Here is a 20,275-nt window from a genome sequence, read left to right on the forward strand (position 1 = left end):
CGTAAAAACCGGATCAAATTCGACGCGCCAAACCTGCAATACGGGTGCCAAGCCCTCCGGCGGGATCGTTTGAGCACAAACGGTTGTGACCACGCGTCGCAGGCGGGCGCTTGGGAGCACCGCTGGCATAGGCGTTGCATAATGCTGCCCAGAAATTAGCCAGCTGATCGGAGATATCCATCGTGCTTTTGCGTCTTGCGACCTCACTGAAAAAGCGCGCGGCCGTTGCGACCGCGATGATGACGAGCGCCGCCATCCTCATGCTGCCGGCGCAGGCCGGCGCGGAGTCGGTGCTGCGCATCGGCATGACTGCCGCCGATATTCCGCGCACGCTCGGCCAGCCCGACCAGGGTTTTGAGGGCAACCGCTTCACCGGCCTCACGATGTACGACGCGCTGACGATGTGGGACCTGTCGTCCGCGGACAAGCCGAGCGTCGTCATTCCCGGCCTCGCCACCGAGTGGAAGGTGGACGACGCCGACAAGACCAAGTGGACCTTCAAGCTGCGTCCCGGCGTGACCTTCCATGACGGTTCGCCGTTCAATGCCGACGCCGTGGTGTGGAACGTCGAGAAGGTGCTGAAGCAGGACGCACCGCAGTTCGATCCGAGCCAGGTCGGCGTCACCGCCTCTCGCATGCCGACGCTCGCCTCTGCGCGCAAGATCGATGATCTCACGGTCGAGCTGACGACCAAGGAGCCGGACAGCTTCCTGCCGATCAACCTCACCAACCTGTTCATGGCGAGCCCGGCGAAGTGGCAGAAGCTCTATGAGTCCGCCACCGGCGCCGATGACAAGGCGAAGTCGCAAGCCGCGTGGGCGGCGTTCGCCAAGGACGCCGCGGGCACAGGCCCGTGGAAGATGGCGAAGTTCACGCCGCGCGAGCGGCTGGAGCTCGTCAAGAACGAGGCCTATTGGGACAAGGCGCGCGTCCCAAAGACCGACAAGATGATCCTGTTGCCCATGCCAGAAGCGAATGCGCGCACCGCGGCGCTGCTGTCCGGCCAGGTCGATTGGGTCGAAGCGCCGGCGCCGGATGCGCTGCCGGAGATCAAGCAGCGCGGCTTCAAGCTCTACGCCAATGAGCAGCCGCATGTCTGGCCGTGGCAGTTCTCGCGTATCGAAGGCTCGCCGTGGAACGACATCCGCGTCCGCAAGGCGGCCAATCTGTGCATCGATCGCGAGGGCCTGCGTGACGGTCTGCTGGCCGGCCTGATGGTGCCGGCGAGCGGCACCTTTGAGAAGGGCCATCCCTGGCGCGGCAACGTGACCTTCGAGATCAAGTACGACAAGGCGGCCGCGCAGAAGCTGATGCAGGAGGCCGGCTACGGCCCGAACAAGAAGCTCGAGGTGAAGACGCAGACTTCGGCGTCGGGCTCGGGCCAGATGCAGCCGCTGCCGATGAACGAGTATCTGCAGCAGGCGCTGGCGGAGTGCTATTTCGACGTCAAGCTCGACGTCATCGAGTGGAACACGCTGTTCACCAACTGGCGCCGCGGCGCCAAGGATGCCTCGGCCAACGGCGCCAACGCCACCAACGTGACTTATGCGGCGATGGACCCGTTCTTCGCGCTGGTGCGCTTCCTGCAGTCGTCGATGGCGCCGCCGGTGTCGAATAATTGGGGCTTCATCAACAACCCGAAGTTCGATGAGCTGGTGAAAAAGGCGCGCCAGACCTTCGATCCGACCGAGCGCGACAAGGCGCTGGCCGAGTTGCATGCGGCCTCCGTCGACGACGCGGCGTTCCTCTACGTCGCCCACGACGTCGGCCCGCGCGCGATGAGCCCGAGGGTCAAGGGCGTGGTGCAGCCGAAGAGCTGGTTCATCGACTTCTCGCCGATCTCGGTGGACTAGTTGTTGGCGTGGTGGAGTATTCGTCCACGTTCGCAGGCTGATCTCGCCGCTTGCCCCGCTGCGCTCCCTCCCCCCTTGCGGGGGAGGGGTGGGGAGGGGGGTACCCCGGCGGCAGTCTTCGTGGGGACCCCCACCCCCGACCCCTCCCCGCTGCCGACAATCGCTTCGCGATTGCGGCGTGGGGGAGGGGAGCTTTCTTCGTGACGGTTGTTTCTCGCGACTCTCTGCAGCGGTGGAGAGTCAACCGAAGGTGACTCGTGCTCTCTTATGCTGCCAGGCGGATGGTCTATGCGATCCCGATCATCATCGGTGTTGCGCTCGTCTGCTTCATGCTCGTTCACATCACGCCCGGTGATCCCCTCGTCGCGGTGCTGCCGGCTGACGCCTCACAGGAATTGGCGCAGCAACTGCGCACCGCCTACGGCTTCGACAAGCCGCTGCCGGTGCAGTTCGGCCTGTGGCTGTGGCGTGCGATCAATGGCGATCTCGGCAGCTCGATCGCGACCGGCCGCCCGGTGCTCGCCGAGGTCCTGCGCGCCGTCTCGAACACCGTGACGCTCGCGATCGCCGCCGCCATCATCGGCTTCTCGCTCGGCCTGTTCTTCGGCCTCGTCGCCGGCTACTTCCGCGACACCTGGATCGACAAGGTCGCGACCTCGATCGCGATCGCCGGCGTGTCCGTGCCACATTATTGGCTCGGCATGGTGCTGGTGATCATCTTCTCGGTCGAGCTGAACTGGCTGCCGGCTGTCGGCGCCGGTCCATCCGGCTCCGGCGCGTGGTCATGGGACTGGGCGCATATCCGCTTCCTGATCCTGCCGGCGATCACCACCTCCGTCATTCCGATGGGCATCATCACGCGCACCGTGCGCGCGCTGACCGGCGACATCCTGAGCCAGGACTTCGTCGAGGCACTGCGCGCGAAGGGCTTGCGCGAAACCCAGGTGTTCCGCCACGTGCTGAAGAACGCCGCGCCGACCGCGCTCGCGGTGATGGGTCTGCAGCTCGGCTACATGCTGGGCGGTTCGATCCTGATCGAGACGGTGTTCTCCTGGCCCGGATCGGGCCTGCTGTTGAACTCGGCGATCTTCCAGCGCGATTTGCCGCTGCTGCAGGGCACGATCCTGGTGCTGGCGATGTTCTTCGTCATCCTCAACCTCGTGGTCGACATCGCGCAGGCCGCGATCGATCCGCGCATCAAGCGGGGCTAGCGATGAACGTGAGTTCCCCGAGCGCGGTCAACGACCCGTCCCTGCAGGCCGCGCCAATGGCCAACGCGCGCGGCTATTGGGCCACCGTCGGCCGCCGCATCGTCCGGGACAAGGTCAGCATGGTCTGCGTCGCGATCCTGCTGCTGATCTTTCTCTCCGCCTTGCTCGCGCCCTATCTGCATCTCGCCGATCCCTATCAGGGCTCGATGATCCGCCGCCTGCGCCACATCGGCACGCCGAACTATCCGCTCGGCACCGACGAGCTTGGCCGCGACATGCTGGCGCGGCTGATCTATGGCGGCCGGCTGTCGCTCCTGATCGGCATTTCGCCGGTGATCCTGGCCTTCGGCATCGGCACCATGCTCGGCCTCGTCGCCGGCTATGTCGGCGGCTGGGTCAACACGATGATCATGCGCACCATCGACGTGTTCTACGCCTTCCCCTCGGTGCTGCTGGCGATCGCGATCTCCGGTGCGCTCGGAGCGGGCATCACCAACTCGATTGTCTCGCTGACCATCGTGTTCGTGCCGCAGATCACGCGCGTCGCGGAGAGCGTCACCACGGGCGTGCGCAATCGCGATTTCGTCGAGGCCGCGCGGGCGTCGGGTGCGAACGCCTTCACGATCATGCGGGCGCACATGCTGGGTAACGTGCTCGGGCCGATCTTTGTTTATGCGACTGGCCTGATCTCGGTGTCGATGATCCTCGCCGCCGGTCTGTCCTTCCTCGGCCTCGGCACCAAGCCGCCGGAGCCGGAATGGGGCCTGATGCTGAACACTCTGCGCACGGCGATTTACGTCAATCCCTGGGTGGCGGCGCTACCCGGTGTGATGACCTTCGCTGTGTCGATCTGCTTCAATCTGCTGAGCGACGGCCTGCGCAGCGCGATGGATATCCGGAGCTGATGGTGATCATGCTGATTTGGAGCGACAATCGCGCGGCATCGGCAGTGCACCTCGCCCCGCTTGCGGGGAGAGGTCGGATTGCATCGACAGATGCAATCCGGGTGAGGGGGTACAGGTCTCACTTGAGGTACTTCCCGTGCGGCTGCCCCTCACCCCAACCCTCTCCCCGTGAAGAACGGGGAGAGGGAGCGTACCGTCTCTGTCGCGTAAGTTCGGGTGCATCATGAGCGAAGCAGCAACCGTGACCGGTCTCGCGCCGATCGAAGACCTTGGCGGCAAGGCGCAGCCGTTGTTGCGCGTCGACGGACTGACCAAGCACTTCCCCGTGCGCGGCGTGTTGTTCGGGGCGCGCAAGACGGTGCGGGCGGTGGATGATGTCTCGTTCAACATCGGCAAGGGCGAGACGGTCGGCATCGTCGGTGAGTCCGGTTGCGGCAAGTCGACGACGGCGCGGCTGCTGATGCACCTGATGGACCGCGATGCCGGCGAGATCATCTTCGACGGCCGGCAAGTCGGGCACGAGATCTCGCTGCGCGAGCTGCGCAGGGGCATGCAGATGGTGTTCCAGGACTCCTATGCCTCGCTCAATCCGCGACTGACGATCGAGGAGTCGATCGCGTTCGGGCCGAAGGTGCATGGCATGGCCGACGGCGCGGCCCGCGCGCTGGCGCGCGAACTGCTCGGCAAGGTCGGTCTGCGACCGGAAACCTTCGCCAACCGCTATCCGCACGAGATCTCCGGCGGCCAGCGCCAGCGTGTCAACATCGCCCGCGCGCTCGCTCTCTCGCCTCGCCTCGTCATTCTCGACGAGGCCGTCTCCGCGCTCGACAAATCGGTCGAGGCGCAGGTGCTGAACCTGCTGATGGACCTCAAGCGCGAGTTCGGCCTGACCTATTTGTTCATCAGCCACGACCTGAACGTCATCAACTACATCTCGGACCGCGTGCTGGTGATGTATCTCGGCGAGGTGGTCGAGCTTGGTCCGGTCGAGCAGGTCTGGGCCAAGCCGGCGCATCCCTATACGCGCGCGTTGCTCGCGGCGATGCCGTCCTCCGATCCGGACCGGCGCACCGAGACGCCGCCGCTGTCCGGCGATCCGCCCAATCCGATCGACCCGCCGGCCGGCTGCCGCTTCCACACCCGCTGCCCGTTCGCCGAGGCGCTATGCGCGAATGCCGCGCCAAAACTGACGGAGCTGGATACAATGGGCCATCAGGCCGCCTGCCACATGGCGATCCCAGGCTCGGGACACAGCCGTGCACCGGCCTGACGGACACCAGAAGCGAGACGCGCAGATGACCAGACCCACGCCCCAGCAAGTCCATGCCATCGCGGAGGCCTCCGGCCTGCCGGTCGACAAGGAGGTCGCGACCCGCATCGCCGAGTCGATCGGACCGGCCTTTGACGGCTTCGCCGCCGTCGCCGGGACGCTGCCGTTCGATCTGGAACCGGCGAGCTACGTCGTGGCACAGACGCTGAAGGTGGGCCGATGAGCACCGAACCCGCTCTGATGACGTTGACCGCGGTCGCCAAGGCGATCGCCGAGAAGAAGCTGTCCTCCGTCGAGGTGACGCGCTCCGTCCTGCATCGTATCGCGCAGTGGCAGCCGAAGCTGAACGCCTTCATGGCGATCGAGTCCGAACCGGCGCTGAAGGCCGCCGCCGAGGCGGACGCTGCGCTCGAGAAGGATGGTCCGAAGGGGCCGCTGCACGGCGTGCCGCTCGCCCACAAGGACATGTATTACGAGGCCGGTTACGTCTCGACCTGCGGTTCGCTGATCCGCCGCGACTTTGTCGCGACCACCACCTCGACTGCGGTGCAGCGGCTGAAGGATGCCGGTGCGATCCGGCTCGGCACCCTGCAGATGGCGGAGTTCGCGTACGGCCCGACCGGCCACAACGCGCATTACGGTCCGGTGCACAATCCCTGGAAGCTCGGCTACGTCACCGGCGGCTCGTCGTCCGGCTCGGGTTCGGCGGTCGGCGCACGCCTGACCTTTGCCGCGCTCGGCTCGGACACCGGCGGCTCGATCCGCATGCCCGCGAACTTCTGCGGCGTCACCGGCCTGAAGGTCACCTGGGGCCGGGTCAGCCGCGCCGGCGCAATGCCGCTGTCACAGTCGCTCGACACGGTTGGGCCGCTGGCGCAGACGGCGGAGGATTGCGCGCTGCTGCTCGGCCTGATGGCCGGCCCGGATCCGGAGGATCCGACCGCCAGCGCCGCGCCGGTGCAGGACTATGTCGCGGCCGTCAGAGCTTCGATGAAGGGCCTCAAGATCGGCGTGCCCAAGGCGTTCTATGTCGACGACCTCGATCCCGAGGTCGCGCGCTGCCTCGATGCGACGATCGCGGTGCTGAAGACCGAAGGCGCCGATGTCGTGCAGGTCGAGCTGCCCGACCAGCGCCAGCTCACCGCCGCCTGTCAGCTCGTGCTCGCGGTCGAGGCGGCCGCGTTCCACAAGCGCTGGATGATCGAGCGGCCGCAGGACTATGGCCCGCAGGTGCTGATGCGGTTGCAGAATGCGCTGGCCGTCTCCGGCGTGGCCTATCTCGAAGCGCTGCGCTGGCGCGGCGCGGCGCTGGCCGCGCATGTTGCGGCGACGTCGGGTGTCGACGCCGTGATCGCGCCGGTCTCGCCGCTGGTGACGCCCTCGATCGCTGACAGCGATGTCGGTGGCGCGCCGGGCGCGGAGGCCGTGATCCAGCGCATCACCCGCTTCACGCGGCCGGTCAACTACCTCGGCCTGCCGTCGCTCGCGATTCCAACGGGCTTCACGTCGACGGGGCTGCCGGTCGGCATGCAGCTGATCGGTCGCTCCTTCGACGAAGCCACGATCCTCACGATCGGCGCCGCGTTCCAGCGCGCCACCGACTTCCACGCCCGGGTGCCGACGCTGCCATGATGGAGACCAGTGCATCCCGTTCGACGCTCTCACCCTCCCCTGGAGGGGGAGGGTCGATTGCGCATGCAATGCGCAATCGGGGTGGGGTGACGGTCTGTCCTTTCAGTAGCGAGTCAATTGAGGGGCCGCCACCCCACCCCGTCTCGCATTCCACTGCGCTGCATGCGAGCCGACCCTCCCCCTCCAGGGCAGGGGCATCGCATGTGGCGATCGACGTTTTGTGCTCCTCTCTCTCCACGTCGTCATGGCCGGGCTTGTCCCGGCCATCCACGTCTGTCGGCATGCTGAGAACGACGTGGATGCCCGGGACAAGCCCGGGCATGACGGAGCAACCAACTTGCAGGATCGTTCGTCGCAACAGCCCGGAATTTCCACATGCGATTGCCCTGCCCTCCAGGGAGGGTGGCGGCTTACATCCCATTTGGGGACGGCGCTCCTGACGGCCAGGTGAGATAGCTTCCAATGACCAACCTCGTCGAGATCAATAACCTCACCATCCGCTTCACCGGCGAGCGCACGGTGCATGCGGTGAACGATGTCAGCCTGTCGCTCGGCGACGGCGAGGTGCTCGGGCTGCTCGGCGAGTCCGGCTCCGGCAAGAGCGTCACGATGCGCGCGCTGATGCGGCTGTTGCCGAAGAAGCGTTCGCAGATCTCAGGCCAGGTCCATGTGATGGGCCGCGACGTCCTCGCCATGAGCGACGAGGAGCTGTCGCAGTTCCGCGGCCGCACGGTGTCGATGATCTTTCAGGAGCCGGGGCTGGCGCTCGATCCGGTCTACACAATCGGCCGGCAGATCGCCGAGACGGTGATGCGCCACGAAGGCAAGAGCTACGCGGAGGGTATGGCGCGGGCGCTGGAGATGCTCGATGTCGTCCGCATCCCCTCGGCCAAGCGCCGGCTGGAGTCCTATCCGCACGAGATGTCCGGCGGCATGCGGCAGCGCGCGATGATCGCGCTGGCGCTGGCCTGCCGGCCCAAGGTGCTGCTCGCCGACGAGCCGACCACCGCGCTCGACGCCACCGTGCAGATCCAGATCCTGCTGCTGCTGCGCGAGCTGCAGCGCGAGTTCGGCATGTCCGTCATCTTCGTCACCCACGACATCGGCGTCGCCATCGAGATCTGCGACCGGGTCGCGGTGATGTATGCCGGCCAGATCGTGGAGCAGGGCAGCTTGCGCGACATCGTGCGCCAGCCCGTCCATCCCTATGCGCGCGGCCTGCTGGCGTCGACCGTCCATGGCGCCAAGCGCGGCGAGCGGCTGCAGACCATCCCCGGCACGCCGCCGTCACTCGACCAGGCGCCGCAGAGCTGCTCGTTCGCGCCCCGCTGCAGCCACGCCCAGCCGCGCTGCTCGGAGGCGCTGCCGCCGAACGTTCAGCTCGGGCCGCAGCGGCTGGCGCGCTGCGTCCTCGCCGAAGCCCCGGCAAGTGTGGCGGCGACGTAACGGTTCGCGCGAAACAAGCTGGTCGTACGCGGGAACCATGCATCGCGTGTCGAAGCGCCGCAGCCGCCTCGCTAAGGTGCCGCCGTGCCGGACCGCTCGTCCGAGCCACGTTGAGGACACGCCATGCACGTATCGAACGAAGGTATTCTGGTCATCCTGTTCGTCGGCCTGATCGCGGGCTGGCTGGCCGGCAAGATCGTGCGCGGCACCGGCTTCGGTCTCATCGGCGACATCGTGATCGGCGTGCTCGGCGCGCTCGTCGCCAGCCTGATCTTCCCGCGGCTCGGCATCCGCCTCGGGACGGGCCTGGTTTCCGAGATCGTTTATTCGGCGCTCGGCGCCATCATCCTGCTGCTGGTGGTCCGGCTGGTGCGCACCGGCGGACGTCTCTGAGGCCGCGCATCGACGGCGCTGAACGTTTGCGCAGCGCCGCAAGACCTATCGGAGATATCGCCCGTTTACGCTGAATTGAGCGTCGTTGGACGCTCGCCTGAGGAATCAGTATATTTTGCCTTGGTTGCCGCCCGTTTCTGGTTTTGATCGGCGGCCACGCAGCTCATTTGATCGAAAGAGATGGTGGTGATGGCGGCCGCACCTCACGTGAGGCAATCCGAGCTGAGCGATGCCTTGCGCGGTTGCCGCAGCGCCTTCATCGGCGTCGGGGTGATGAGCTGCATCATCAACCTGCTGTATCTCACCGGCTCGATCTTCATGCTGGAGGTCTATGACCGGGTGCTGCCGAGCCGCTCGGTGCCGACCCTGATCGGCCTCATCATCATCGCCGCCGGTCTCTACATCGCCCAGGGCGCGCTGGACATGATCCGCAGCCGGATCCTCGGCCGCATCGGATCGGCGCTGGATGAGAGCCTGAATGCGCGCGTGTTCGACACGGTGGTGCGCTTGCCGCTGTCGGCCGGCGGCCGCAACGAGGGCCTGCAGCCGCTGCGCGACCTCGACAACATCAGGAGTTTCCTGGCGAGCCAGGGGCCGGGCGCATTCTTCGACCTGCCGTGGCTGCCGCTGTATCTGGCAATCTGCTTCGCCTTTCACGTCCTGCTCGGCGTGACCGCATTGGTCGGCGCGATCATCCTGGTGACCTTGACGCTGATCACCGAGTTCCTCACCCGCACGCCCGCCAAGGAAGCGATGGGCCTCGCCGCCCGCCGCAACGATCTCGCCACCACCAGCCGCCGCAATGCCGAGGTGTTGGTCGCGATGGGCATGACCGGGCGGATGCTGCAGCGCTGGAACGAGACCAACGAGAAATATCTTGCCGGCAACCAGCGCGCCAGCGACGTCGCCGGCGGCTTGGGGGCCATCGCCAAGGTGCTGCGCATGATGCTGCAGTCCGCGGTGCTCGCGGTCGGCGCCTATCTCGTCATCCATCAGGAGGCGACCGCCGGCATCATCATTGCCGGCTCGATCCTGAGCGCGCGGGCGCTGGCGCCGGTCGATCTCGCGATCGCGCATTGGAAGAGTTTCGTCGCGGCACGCCAGAGCTGGCATCGCCTCAACCAGCTGCTGCAGACCATGCCGCAGCGCGCGGCGCCCACGCTGCTGCAGCCGCCGGTCAGCAAGCTCGCAGTCGAGGGTGTCTCGATCGTCGCGCCCGGCGACACCAAGGCGATCGTCCAGGACGTGACGTTCGCGCTGTCGGCGGGCAACGGCTTGGGCATCATCGGCCCGAGCGCATCGGGCAAGTCGTCGCTGGTGCGCGCGCTGGTGGGCGTCTGGCGTCCGGTGCGCGGCCATGTCCGGCTCGATGGCGCGGCGCTCGATCAATGGTCCTCGGACGAGCTCGGCCGCCATGTCGGCTACCTGCCGCAGGATGTCGAGCTGTTCGCCGGCACGGTGGCGCAGAACATCAGTCGCTTCGATCCGCAGGCCTCCGCCGACGGCATCATCGCCGCCGCAAAGGAGGCCGGCGTGCACGACATGATCATCAAGATGCGCGAGGGCTATGACACCCAGATCGGCGAGCAGGGCACAGCGCTGTCCGCCGGCCAGGCGCAGCGCGTGGCGCTTGCGCGCGCGCTCTATGGCAATCCGTTCCTGATCGTGCTGGACGAACCCAACTCCAATCTCGACACCGAAGGCGACGAGGCGTTGTCCCGCGCGGTGCGCTCGGCGCGGGCGCGCGGCGCGATCGTCGTCGTTGTCGCGCACCGGCCGATCGGCATCGAGGCGGTCGATCAGGTGCTGGTCATGAAGGATGGCCGCGCCCAGGCGTTCGGACCGAAGGAGACGGTGCTGGCGCAGGTGCTGCAGCCGCGTCCGCCGGCGCCGATCAAGATCGTGTCCGAGGCGGGAGTGACGAAGTCATGAGCAGCCAGGTGATCACCGGCCCCATTCCAGGCCTGCGCAAGCCGGCGAGTGTGCGCGAGTCGATCCGCCGTCACCTCCTGGTCGGCATGGGCGTCGTCATTGCCGTCGCCGGCGGAATGGGCGGCTGGGCGGCCACGCAGGAGATTTCCGGCGCGCTGATCGCCCCCGGCCAGATCGTGGTCGAATCCAACGTCAAGAAGGTGCAGCATCCGACCGGCGGCGTGGTCGGCGAGCTCCGCGCGCGCGACGGCGACGTGGTCAAGTCCGGCGACATCGTCGTCAGGCTCGACGACACCGTGACCAAGGCGTCGCTCGCCATCGTCACCAAGAATCTGGATGCGCTGCAGGCGCGCGCCGCGCGGCTCGAGGCCGAGCAGCGCGGCTGGGCCAAGATCCTGTTCCCGCCGCAGATCCTGCAGCGGATGAGCGATCCCGACGTCAAGAGCCTGACCGCAAGCGAGACCAAGCTGTTCGAGGTGCGCGTCAACGGCCGCATCGGCCAGAAGGCCCAGCTCCGCGAGCGCGTCGCCCAGCTGAGCGAGGAGATCGAGGGGCTGTCGGCGCAGGTCGCCGCCAAGGACCAGGAGACTGCGCTGGTGCAGAAGGAGCTCGATGGCGTGCGCCAGCTCTACGAGCAGCACCTGGTGCAGCTGTCGCGCCTGACCAGCCTGGAGCGCGACACGGCCCGCCTCAATGGCGAGCGCGCGCAATACATCGCCGCCCGCGCCCAGGCCAAGGGCAAGATCAGCGAGACCGAGCTGCAGATCATCCAGATCGACAAGGACATGGTCAGCGAGGTCTCCAAGGACCTGCGCGAGACCACCGACAAGATCGGCGAGTTCGTCGAGCGCAAGGTCACCGCCGAGGACCAGCTGCGCCGCGTCGACATCCGCGCGCCGCAGGACGGCATGGTGCTGCAGTCCTCGGTCCACACCGTCGGTGGCGTCATCACCGCGGGCGACACCATCATGCTGATCGTGCCGCAGAGCGATGATCTGCAGGTCGAGGCCAAGGTCAATCCGCAGGACATCGACAAGCTTCAGGTCGGCCAGAAGACCCTGCTGCGTCTGTCCGCCTTCAACCAGCGCACCACACCGGAGCTGAACGGCGTCGTCAGCCGCGTCTCGCCTGACGTCACCACCGACCAGCGCACCGGCCAGAGCTACTACACCATCCGCGTCTCGATGCCGCCCGAGGAGATCGCCCGGCTCGGCGACGTCAAGCTGATCCCGGGCATGCCGGTCGAGGCCTTCGTGCAGACCGGCGATCGCACCGTCATCTCGTATCTGATGAAGCCGCTGCACGACCAGTTGATGCGGGCGTTCCGGGAGAAGTGAGGGCGGCGGCTGTTCACTGGGCCACATCCGGCGCCACACATTCAGTGTCATCCCGGCGAACGCCGGGATCCATAGCCACAGGACCCCGTTGTGGCGCGAGATGCTCGTGACCTCCAGCGTCGCGACTCACTTCTGCTGCGGCGTATGGGTCCCGGATCGGCGCCCGCCGACGCTTCGCGTCACCGGGCTTGTCCGGGACGACAGCGGGGCTATTCGGCGAGCTTCGTCAACAACAGCTGCAGCGCACTTTTCGCGAACAGCTGCATGTTGGCCGCTCGGTCGCTGCGGCCGCTCTCCAGCGTGACCACAGCGGACGCAGGCCCGGACACTGCAAAACACGCATGTCCCGCCGCATCGCCGTAGCGATTGCCGGTCGGGCCGGCCGCTCCGGTCTCCGACAATCCCCAATCGGTCGCAAAGCGTGTCCGGATCTGCCGCGCCAGCAGCTCGGCATACGGCTCGGATGCCGAGCGGATGCCCTTCATCGCCTCGTCCGGAATGTCCATCAGCACGCGGCGGGCATCGCGCGTATAGACCACGGCGCCGCCGAGGAAGTAGGCCGAGGCGCCGGGCACGGCGAGCAGCGCTGCGGCGATCAGGCCGCCCGCGGAGGATTCCGCGACCGCAATGGTCTGCTTGCGTGCGATGAGCCGCTCGGCAACCTTGCCGGCGACGGCGATCAGTTCATCCATGGCGATCCTCGTGTCCGCGCCGACCGGTAACAAAAAGGGCGGCATCCGATGATGCCGCCCTTGCCGTAAACAAACAACCCGGTCAGGCCGTCACCGGCTCGCGCGCCTGCACGGCCTGCTGGCCGCCGCGATAGACGATGGAGACGGCGATGAAGCTGAGCGCAGCCGCGAACATCAGCCAGATCCCCGGCGAGGCCGCGGCGAATGGCTTCACCGCAGCTCCCAGCCACTCGGCATGCGCGGTCTTTTCGGTCAGCCAGGTTGACGCCAGCGGCGTGAACGTGCCGAACAGCGCGGCCGCGAGGGCGAAGGCGATCGAGAAGCAGGTGGTGCGGACGTGGGCCGGTACGATCTCGACCAGCGCACCCAGCATGGCACCGCTGTAGACGCCGAAGTAGAACGAGAACAGCATCTCGACGGCGATCAGCTTGCCGAAGGTCGGCGACTGCACCAGCCAATAGAGCGCCGGCAGCGCCGTGAGGAACGAGAGGCCGGCGATGAAAAGGAGCACGGGCTTGCGGCCGATTCGATCGGAGACGGCGCCACCCACCGGGTTCCAGATGAAGTTGGTCACCGCGACCGCAAGCGTCACCAGCAGGCCGTCAGCCGTCGACAGATGCAGCTCCTTGCCGAAGCGAGGCGTGTAGACCGTCACGAAGTAGAACATCGTGGTGGTCAGAATGGCGATCATCATGCCGAGCAGCACGATCCGCCAGTTGGCGAGCGCCGACGCGAAGACTTCATTCGCCGTGGGATGCTTCTTCATGGCAAGGAAGGCCGGCGTTTCCTCGAGCGTGCGCCGCAGGAAGAAGATCAGCGGGATGATGAGGCAGCCGACGAAGAACGGGATCCGCCATTTGGCGACGCCTCCGCCGAAGACATCCAGCACCGTGTTCGACGGAATGTATTCGCTCAGCAGGTAGCCCAGGATCGACGCCACGAAGATCGCCACCTGCTGGCTCGACGACTGGAACGAGGTGTAGAAGCCGCGATTGCCGGGCGTGGCGATCTCGGCGAGATAGACGGACACTCCGCCGAGTTCCACGCCGGCCGAGAAGCCCTGCAGCAGGCGGCCGATCACGACGATGATAGGCGCGGCAATCCCGATCGCTTCATAGGTCGGGCAGAAGGCGATCACCACGGTCCCGACGGCCATGATTCCGAGCGTCACGATCAATCCTTGGCGCCGGCCGATCTTGTCGACATAGGCGCCGAGCACGATGGCGCCCAAGGGCCGCATCAGCGCACCGACCCAGAACACGGCGAACGCCTTGAGGACTGCGGTGGTCTCGTCGGCGGAAGGGAAGAACGCCTTCGCGATCGCATCGGAATAGAACCCGAACAGGAAGAAATCGAACTGTTCGAGGAAATTGCCGCTGGTGGCGCGCAGGATCGCGCCGATGCGCGATTGGAGGTTGGCCGGTGGGGTGGGGGGTGGTGACACGCGAAGAAACTCCTACCGTCGAGTGGCTCGTGTGCGGAAGAATTTCTGCGCCGGCCGAGGGGATGAGGTGCGGCAATCTGCCACGCCAGGCGGCCCTCGGCCAATCGATTTTCCGTCGATTCCTTAACGCAGTGCCGGCTCTGCCGCGCGGTTCTGCTGCGCTGCACCCTTCAGCCACTGCCGGAACGCCTTCAGCTTGGGAGGATCGGTGCGGCCCTCCGGCGTGACCAGGTAAAAGCCGGCGTCGCTCGGCAGCGTCATCTTGAACGGGACCACCAGGCGCCCCTTGGCGATATCGTCCTGGACGTAGGCCGTGCGGCCGATCGCGACGCCAAGGCCGTCGATCGCGGCCTGGACGGTCATCAGCGACAGGTCGAAACTCAGCCGGCTCTGCCGGGACATCTCGACCGGCAGGCCCGCGGCCGTAAGCCACAGCCGCCAATCATCGTCATAGCCGCCGCTCGCCTGCAGCAGGGTGTGATGCGCGAGGTCTTCGGGGCAGCGCAGCGGCTTCGGTCCCTGCAGCAGTGTCGGACTGCACACCGGAAACAGCTCGTCCGCCATCAGCCATTCCGCGCGCACGCCCGGCCAATGGCCGCGGCCATAGCGGATGGCGGCGTCGACATCGTCCTTGCGGAAGTCGACCAGGCTGGTCGAGGTCGTGATGCGCACATCGATCGTGGGATGGGCCTCCTGAAAGGTGGTCAACCGCGGCAGCAGCCATTTGGCGGCGAGCGAGGCGATGGTCGAGACCGTCAGCACCTTCGCATTGTCCTTGCGCACCAGCCGCTCGGTCGCCAGCCGGAGATCGTCGAAGGCGGCGCGGACCAGCGGAAGGTAGTCGCGCGCCTGCGGTGTCAGCGCGAGGCTGCGGTTCTGGCGGACGAACAGGCGAATGCCGAGTTCGTCCTCCAAGCGCTTGATCTGATGGCTGATTGCGGTCTGCGTCACGTTCAACTCGGAGGCCGCGCGGGTGAAGCTGAGATGCCGCGCCGCAGCCTCGAATGCCCGCAATCCATTCAGCGACGGCAGCCGGGTCATCCAGGGCCTCCCAATAACATGAGCTTATTTCATCCGAAACGGTAGTAAATGTCGTTTGTAGATGAAGAGCAAGCCTTCGATAGTGCAGCCTCACTGCTTTTCAGGAGGCTTTCATGTCCCTTTACGTCTCCTCGTCAATGACGAAACATCATGGTCCGGGCTTCTGGTCCGGGGTGGCCGAGCTGCTCGCCGCCTGGCGCTTCCGCTACCGCACGCGGCACGAGCTGGCGCAATGGTCGGAGCGTGACCTGCACGATCTCGGCCTGTCCCGCAGCGACATCGCCGCCGAGATCGACAAGCCGTTCTGGCGGGGTTGAGCCCCTCACTCATCCCGCCCCGCCGGCGCCGCTCCGCAAAGGAGGGCGCCGGCAACTCTCTCGCCGGAGCCCGCCATGTCGACGCCCGCCATCGCTGCATTCGCGTCCGCGTCCGACGTCATCACCACACGGCGTGGCGAGGAGGTGCGGCTGCGTTTCGTGACGCCCGGCGATGCCGAGGCGCTGCAGGACTACGTACGGTCGTTGAGCCCGCGCTCTCGGAATAAGCGCTTTCTTGGCGCGCTCAGCGAACTGCCCAAGGCCGTGCTCGACGATTTCGTCGCGCTCGGCCGCAATGATCGCTACAGCCTGTTCGGTGTGATGGAGCACGACGGTGTCGAGAGCATCGTCGCCGAGGCGCGCTATGCTCTGGATCGCAGCACGGGTCGCGTGGAATTCGGCCTGTCGGTGCATGACCGCTGGCAGGGTCACGGCATCGGCCCGGCGCTGATCGCGGATCTTGAGCGCCGCGCAGCCGCCCTCGGCGGTGTCACGCTGTCAGGCGACGCGCTGCGCACCAACGACGTGATGATCGCGCTGGCCAGGAAAGCCGGCTTCACGATCCAGCCGCACGCGGATGATTGGACTTTGGTGCGGTTCGAGAAGGGCGTAAGTGCCAGCCACGTGCATGTCGCCTTTCTTGACTTGATGAAATGACAGTCATCAGCTCATCCAGCGCTGCGGCCAAACTCGCAAGAACGTACGACGCACGGGGATCGATCGCGATGCCAATGATTGCGCCCTCTCCCCTTGTGGGAGAGGGCATGTAGGAAGGTGCTGCAAACTCGCCCGGGTGAGGGGTTTCTATCCACGAGCGTTGTTTGCCGAGAGAGACCCCTCACCCGACCGCGCTTGTGGACGGGCCAAACTTGCCCTCTCACACAAGGGGAGAGGGCGCATTCACGTGCAGTCTGCTTTGTTGTCAGATGTTCAAGCGTACTCAGAACGTCTCCACCCACGGCCGCAGCTCCATCTCCCAGCTCCACGCGCTGCGCGGCTGCTGCAGCACGCTCCAATAGCTTGCCGCGATCGCGTCGGGGTCGAGCATCGAATCCGGGCGCTCGGCCGGCTCCTGCCGTGCGGCGCTCTTGATGCCGCCGTCGATGACGAAATGCGCGACGTGGATGCCCTGCGGCGACAGTTCGCGGGCCATGCTCTGGGCGAGGCCGCGCAGCGCGAACTTGCCCATCGCGAATGGTGCCGACTGCGCATAGCCCTTCACGCTGGCCGACGCGCCGGTGAACAGAATGGCGCCGTGCTTGTTCGGCAGCATGCGCTGCGCCGCTTGCTGCGCCACCAAGAAGCCGCCGAAGGCGCTGACGGCGATCGATTCCTGCACCTCGGCCGGCACGAGGTCGGTGAGCGGGCCGCGCGCCCGGGCGCTGGCATTGTAGACGACGAGATCGGGCTCGCCGATTTCGCGCGAGACGAGGCCGAACAGCCGCTCGACCTCTTCCGGGTTGGTCGCATCACAGGGATAGGCGCGCGCGCCGGTTTCGCTGCACAGCGCGCCGAGCTTCTCGGTCTTGCGCGCGGCCAGCGCGACGCGGATCTTCTCGCGCGCGAACAGCCGCGCCAGCGAGGCGGAGAGCCCTTCGCCGGCACCGACGATCAGGGCAATCTTGTAGGCAGGGATGTCCATGGGCATGTCCTTGAAGGGGGCGTGGCCACGCGGCCGCTGTGCTCAAGCTAGTGCGGCGAAAGCCAACTTCCTACCACTCATTCCCACAATTTTGCCGCAGCTCAGGCCGCGGCGGCCTGTAGGGCTGCGAGGCAGCCGATCTCTTCCAGCACGACGTCCAGCCGGCTGCGGTCGTGCAGGAAAGCGTATTTCGAGCGCAGCATGGCCAGCGATCGCGCGTGATATTTTTGCGGCTTCTGCGTCCACACGACATCGCCGAGCTCGACGCTGAACGTGTCGCGGCTGTCCTTGATCGCCTTCTCGTTCGCGAGCGACCACGGCATGAACAGACCGCCGACCTGGCGTGTCAGGATCGGCATCAAGGTGAGCGACAATTCCGGCCACAGCTCGAACTCTCCTTCCGCGCGCGGCCACAGCATGCGCTGGATCCAGGCCAGCACATGCGGCGCGCGACCCTCGATCAGGGCGCCGGCGGTCGGGTCGGTCCAGAGTTCGTAGAACTGGCCCCACAGGCCGAAATCTCCATAGGCCGGCCTGCCGCCGAACAGATAGGGCCTCAGCGCGAGATGACGTTCCAGGAGATCGAGCATCTCGACGAAGCCCTGCTCGATCTGCGGCGCGTTGGCCTCGTTCGATCCGACATAGGCGAGGCGCGCGACCATGCGCGTGCGGATCTTGTCGGCGAGCCGCGCGACGTCGGTATCGGCGGCCTTAGGCGCGACCATGCGGGCGATGCGCCCGGCCGAGGCGCGCTGGTCGAGATCGCCGGCCCAGCGATAGTGGAACATCCATTTGTTGCCCCACTCGTCGCCGAACTCCTCGATGAGAGCGGAGATGAAACTGGTCAGCACGTCGCCGGGGTGGACCGAGGGTTCGGGAAAATCGAGCTCGAGCGCGTCGATGATCGGCGTCGAATCCTGCAGCGGCACCTCGTCGGGCGCGACCACCAGCGGCACGAGCGGCAGCTTGGCGTGGCGGGTGAACTCCGCCTCGGTTTCCGCGCTGCGCAATATCCACTGATGCGGAATGCCCTTGTAACGCAAATACGATCGCACCTTGACCGAATAGGGCGACATCTCCGCCCCGAAGATGCGATAAACATCCGTCGGCTGATTGGTCATGGACCGGCTCCCTCGAACCTGCGGGCGTGGGACTGGTGTACCCGATCAGATGCAACCTGAAGAGTCCATCAGAGACTTGCGGAAACGAACGAGGGCTTAACGCGCATGCACCAGTTCCTGAAGCGCGACGACGTCATGACCGGCGGTAAGAGGCCGGATCTGCTGGCGCCCGATACCACCGGGCTCAACTTCTATCGCGCCGACCCGGCGCTCGCCGACCTCCTGCGCATTCACCTGCCCGACGCACTGTTTCGTCACATGGTGCCGCATCTCGACCGCCTCGGTGAGCTCGCCGGCGGCTATCTCGACGAATGCGCCCGGCTCGCCGACCGCCATGGGCCCGTGCTGCATCAGCGCGACCGCTTCGGCCGCGACGTGCAGTGGATCGAGTATCACCCGGCCTATCGCGAACTGGAGCGCGCGGCGTTCGGCGAGTTCGGCATTCACGCAATGTCGATCCGCAAGGGCATTCTCGGCTGGCCGAGCAAATATCCTGTTGTCGCGAAGCACGCCTTCACCTTCCTGTTCAACCAGGCGGAGTTCGGTCTCGGCTGTCCGATCAACGTCACCGACGGCTGCGCCAAGCTGCTTTCGAGCTTCGGCAGCGAGGCGCTCAAGGCCAGATATCTCGACGGCCTGACGCAGACCGACATGCGCAAGCTGACCCAGGGCGGCCAGTTCATGACCGAGAAGGAGGGCGGCTCCGATGTCGGCACGCTCACGACCGTCGCCGTGCCTGAGGGCGATCACTGGCGGCTGCATGGCGAGAAATGGTTCTGCTCCAACGCCGATGCGAAAGTGGTGATGCTGCTGGCGCGGCCCGAAGGCGCCGAGCCCGGCACGCGCGGCGTCGGCCTGTTCCTGATGCCGCGCTTCCTCGACGACGGCAGCCAGAACCACTACCGGATTGTCCGTTTGAAGGAGAAGCTCGGCACCCGATCGATGGCGTCGGGTGAGATCAAGCTGGAGGGCGCGATCGCCTACGCGGTCGGCCGGCTCGACCGCGGCTTCGTGCAGATGGCCGAGATGGTCAACTCCTCGCGGCTGTCCAACGGCGTCAAGTCGACGGCGCTGATGCGGCGCGCCTGGCATGACGCGATCACGGTCGCGCGCAATCGCGTCGTGTTCGGACAGCGGATCGTCGACCTGCCGCTCGGCCGTCGTCAACTATTGAAGATATTGCTCCCGACCGAGCAGGCGCTGTCGATGAGCTTCCTCACCGCTGATGCGCTCGACCGTGCCGAGGGCGGCAGCCAGGATGCCGCTGCGCTCTTGCGCATCCTGACGCCGACCTTGAAATTCCGCGCGACCCGCGATGCCCGCAAGGTCTGCGGCGACGCATTGGAGATGCGCGGCGGCATCGGCTATGTCGAAGAGTTCGCCACCTCCAGGCTGTTGCGTGATGCGCATCTCGGCTCGATCTGGGAGGGCACCGGCAATATCGTCGCGCTCGATGCACTGAAGCGCGCGGTCGGCCGTCATGGTGCGGAGGCGGCGCTGGCAGCCGATCTGCATGCGCGGCTCGACGACAGCGCCGCCGTGCCGCAGGCTTGGCGCGATCAGCTGCATCGCCTTGTCGGTCGCGCGGTCGGCTTTGCCCGTGAGGTGGCAGGTCGTGCTGACAACGAAGCGGAGTCGCGCCGCGCGACCAGCCTGCTGTATCACACGGCGAGCGCCGTCTCCCTCACCTGGGAAAGCGCGCGCATCCACGCGATGCGTGGCGATGCACGCCGGCTGTTGCTGGCGAAGTTGGTTGTTGATCACCGGCTGACGTCGTCGGATCCCTTCCGGCTCGCGGAAAATAAGACGGATGATACGATTGCAACGCTGCTGCTCGGTGAGCACGATGCGACCATGGCGGAGGTTGGCGAACTGATAGCTACGGCGTAGGCTGCTTTCAGTCGGATGGTCGTGATGAGCAAGGTGGTTGCCCCGGGCGCGGTTCTTACCTCGCCCCGCCAGGGCGAAGCGAAGCTTCGCTAGGGCGGGGAGAGGTCGGATTGCATCGCCAGATGCAATCCGGGTGAGGGGGTACAGGT

Annotated in this window: 19 protein-coding genes; 13 read left to right on the forward strand and 6 right to left on the reverse strand. The window is 66.3% G+C overall.

Features of this window, described 5'->3' with window-relative positions; all coding sequences use genetic code 11:
• Positions 1-13 precede the first annotated feature (13 nt).
• On the reverse strand, positions 14-256 hold the full coding sequence (locus ACQR0Z_RS29745; RefSeq protein WP_434878985.1) for a hypothetical protein: 243 nt from the start codon (positions 254-256) through the stop codon (positions 14-16).
• On the opposite strand from ACQR0Z_RS29745, the gene ACQR0Z_RS29750 reads away from it, so the two are divergent.
• The 10 genes from ACQR0Z_RS29750 (at position 237) to ACQR0Z_RS29795 (ending at position 11,979) form a co-directional block, all read left to right on the forward strand.
• Positions 237-1,853, forward strand: coding sequence for an ABC transporter substrate-binding protein (locus ACQR0Z_RS29750; RefSeq protein WP_434920982.1), 1,617 nt, complete (start codon positions 237-239; stop codon positions 1,851-1,853). The genes ACQR0Z_RS29745 and ACQR0Z_RS29750 overlap by 20 nt on opposite strands.
• Before the next feature lie 257 nt (positions 1,854-2,110).
• Positions 2,111-3,064, forward strand: a complete 954-nt coding sequence (locus tag ACQR0Z_RS29755; RefSeq protein ID WP_434878983.1) for an ABC transporter permease — start codon at positions 2,111-2,113, stop codon at positions 3,062-3,064.
• A 2-nt stretch (positions 3,065-3,066) separates the two neighbouring features.
• A complete protein-coding gene (locus ACQR0Z_RS29760) occupies positions 3,067-3,969 on the forward strand; it encodes an ABC transporter permease (RefSeq protein ID WP_434920983.1) in 903 nt (300 codons plus the stop codon).
• Between the two features lie 223 nt (positions 3,970-4,192).
• Positions 4,193-5,239, forward strand: a complete 1,047-nt coding sequence (locus ACQR0Z_RS29765; RefSeq protein WP_434878981.1) for an ABC transporter ATP-binding protein — start codon at positions 4,193-4,195, stop codon at positions 5,237-5,239.
• Positions 5,240-5,264: 25 nt separating this feature from the next.
• Positions 5,265-5,462 carry a hypothetical protein gene (locus ACQR0Z_RS29770; RefSeq protein ID WP_434878980.1) on the forward strand — a complete coding sequence of 66 codons (198 nt, stop codon included), beginning with the start codon at positions 5,265-5,267 and terminating at the stop codon, positions 5,460-5,462.
• On the forward strand, positions 5,459-6,871 hold the full coding sequence (locus ACQR0Z_RS29775) for an amidase (RefSeq protein WP_434920984.1): 1,413 nt from the start codon (positions 5,459-5,461) through the stop codon (positions 6,869-6,871). The genes ACQR0Z_RS29770 and ACQR0Z_RS29775 overlap by 4 nt, the downstream gene beginning before the upstream one ends.
• A 462-nt stretch (positions 6,872-7,333) precedes the next feature.
• The gene (locus tag ACQR0Z_RS29780; protein WP_434878978.1) at positions 7,334-8,317 is read left to right on the forward strand and encodes an ABC transporter ATP-binding protein; all 984 of its coding nucleotides are present in this window, start codon (positions 7,334-7,336) and stop codon (positions 8,315-8,317) included.
• Positions 8,318-8,440: 123 nt separating this feature from the next.
• A complete protein-coding gene (locus tag ACQR0Z_RS29785; protein ID WP_009030922.1) occupies positions 8,441-8,710 on the forward strand; it encodes a GlsB/YeaQ/YmgE family stress response membrane protein in 270 nt (89 codons plus the stop codon).
• Between the two features lie 189 nt (positions 8,711-8,899).
• Entirely contained in the window at positions 8,900-10,642 is a 1,743-nt protein-coding gene (locus tag ACQR0Z_RS29790) for a type I secretion system permease/ATPase (RefSeq protein WP_434920985.1), read from the forward strand.
• The gene (locus tag ACQR0Z_RS29795; RefSeq protein WP_434920986.1) at positions 10,639-11,979 is read left to right on the forward strand and encodes an HlyD family type I secretion periplasmic adaptor subunit; all 1,341 of its coding nucleotides are present in this window, start codon (positions 10,639-10,641) and stop codon (positions 11,977-11,979) included. Before ACQR0Z_RS29790 ends, ACQR0Z_RS29795 begins: the two co-directional genes overlap by 4 nt.
• 209 nt (positions 11,980-12,188) lie before the next feature.
• Here ACQR0Z_RS29795 and ACQR0Z_RS29800 read toward each other — a convergent pair whose 3' ends face one another.
• From ACQR0Z_RS29800 to ACQR0Z_RS29810, 3 genes are all read right to left on the reverse strand, one after another.
• Positions 12,189-12,671, reverse strand: coding sequence for a CinA family protein (locus ACQR0Z_RS29800; protein ID WP_434920987.1), 483 nt, complete (start codon positions 12,669-12,671; stop codon positions 12,189-12,191).
• Positions 12,672-12,753: 82 nt separating this feature from the next.
• Positions 12,754-14,115, reverse strand: a complete 1,362-nt coding sequence (locus ACQR0Z_RS29805) for an MFS transporter (RefSeq protein ID WP_434859628.1) — start codon at positions 14,113-14,115, stop codon at positions 12,754-12,756.
• 123 nt (positions 14,116-14,238) lie between these two features.
• Complete coding sequence (locus ACQR0Z_RS29810; RefSeq protein ID WP_434920988.1) at positions 14,239-15,156, reverse strand: transcriptional regulator GcvA; 918 nt, start codon at positions 15,154-15,156, stop codon at positions 14,239-14,241.
• Positions 15,157-15,269: 113 nt separating this feature from the next.
• On the opposite strand from ACQR0Z_RS29810, the gene ACQR0Z_RS29815 reads away from it, so the two are divergent.
• Entirely contained in the window at positions 15,270-15,473 is a 204-nt protein-coding gene (locus tag ACQR0Z_RS29815; RefSeq protein ID WP_434878974.1) for a DUF1127 domain-containing protein, read from the forward strand.
• 75 nt (positions 15,474-15,548) lie between these two features.
• The gene (locus tag ACQR0Z_RS29820; protein ID WP_434920989.1) at positions 15,549-16,130 is read left to right on the forward strand and encodes a GNAT family N-acetyltransferase; all 582 of its coding nucleotides are present in this window, start codon (positions 15,549-15,551) and stop codon (positions 16,128-16,130) included.
• Positions 16,131-16,413: 283 nt separating this feature from the next.
• Here ACQR0Z_RS29820 and ACQR0Z_RS29825 read toward each other — a convergent pair whose 3' ends face one another.
• Both ACQR0Z_RS29825 and ACQR0Z_RS29830 read right to left on the reverse strand, forming a co-directional pair.
• The gene (locus ACQR0Z_RS29825) at positions 16,414-17,115 is read right to left on the reverse strand and encodes an SDR family NAD(P)-dependent oxidoreductase (RefSeq protein ID WP_434859632.1); all 702 of its coding nucleotides are present in this window, start codon (positions 17,113-17,115) and stop codon (positions 16,414-16,416) included.
• A gap of 101 nt (positions 17,116-17,216) precedes the next feature.
• The gene (locus tag ACQR0Z_RS29830; RefSeq protein ID WP_434920990.1) at positions 17,217-18,236 is read right to left on the reverse strand and encodes a glutathione S-transferase family protein; all 1,020 of its coding nucleotides are present in this window, start codon (positions 18,234-18,236) and stop codon (positions 17,217-17,219) included.
• A 105-nt stretch (positions 18,237-18,341) separates the two neighbouring features.
• On the opposite strand from ACQR0Z_RS29830, the gene ACQR0Z_RS29835 reads away from it, so the two are divergent.
• A complete protein-coding gene (locus ACQR0Z_RS29835; RefSeq protein ID WP_434920991.1) occupies positions 18,342-20,126 on the forward strand; it encodes an acyl-CoA dehydrogenase family protein in 1,785 nt (594 codons plus the stop codon).
• Positions 20,127-20,275: the final 149 nt, after the last annotated feature.

Origin of the sequence: Bradyrhizobium sp. HKCCYLS3077 (assembly GCF_051167555.1) — a bacterium.
Lineage (GTDB): Bacteria > Pseudomonadota > Alphaproteobacteria > Rhizobiales > Xanthobacteraceae > Bradyrhizobium.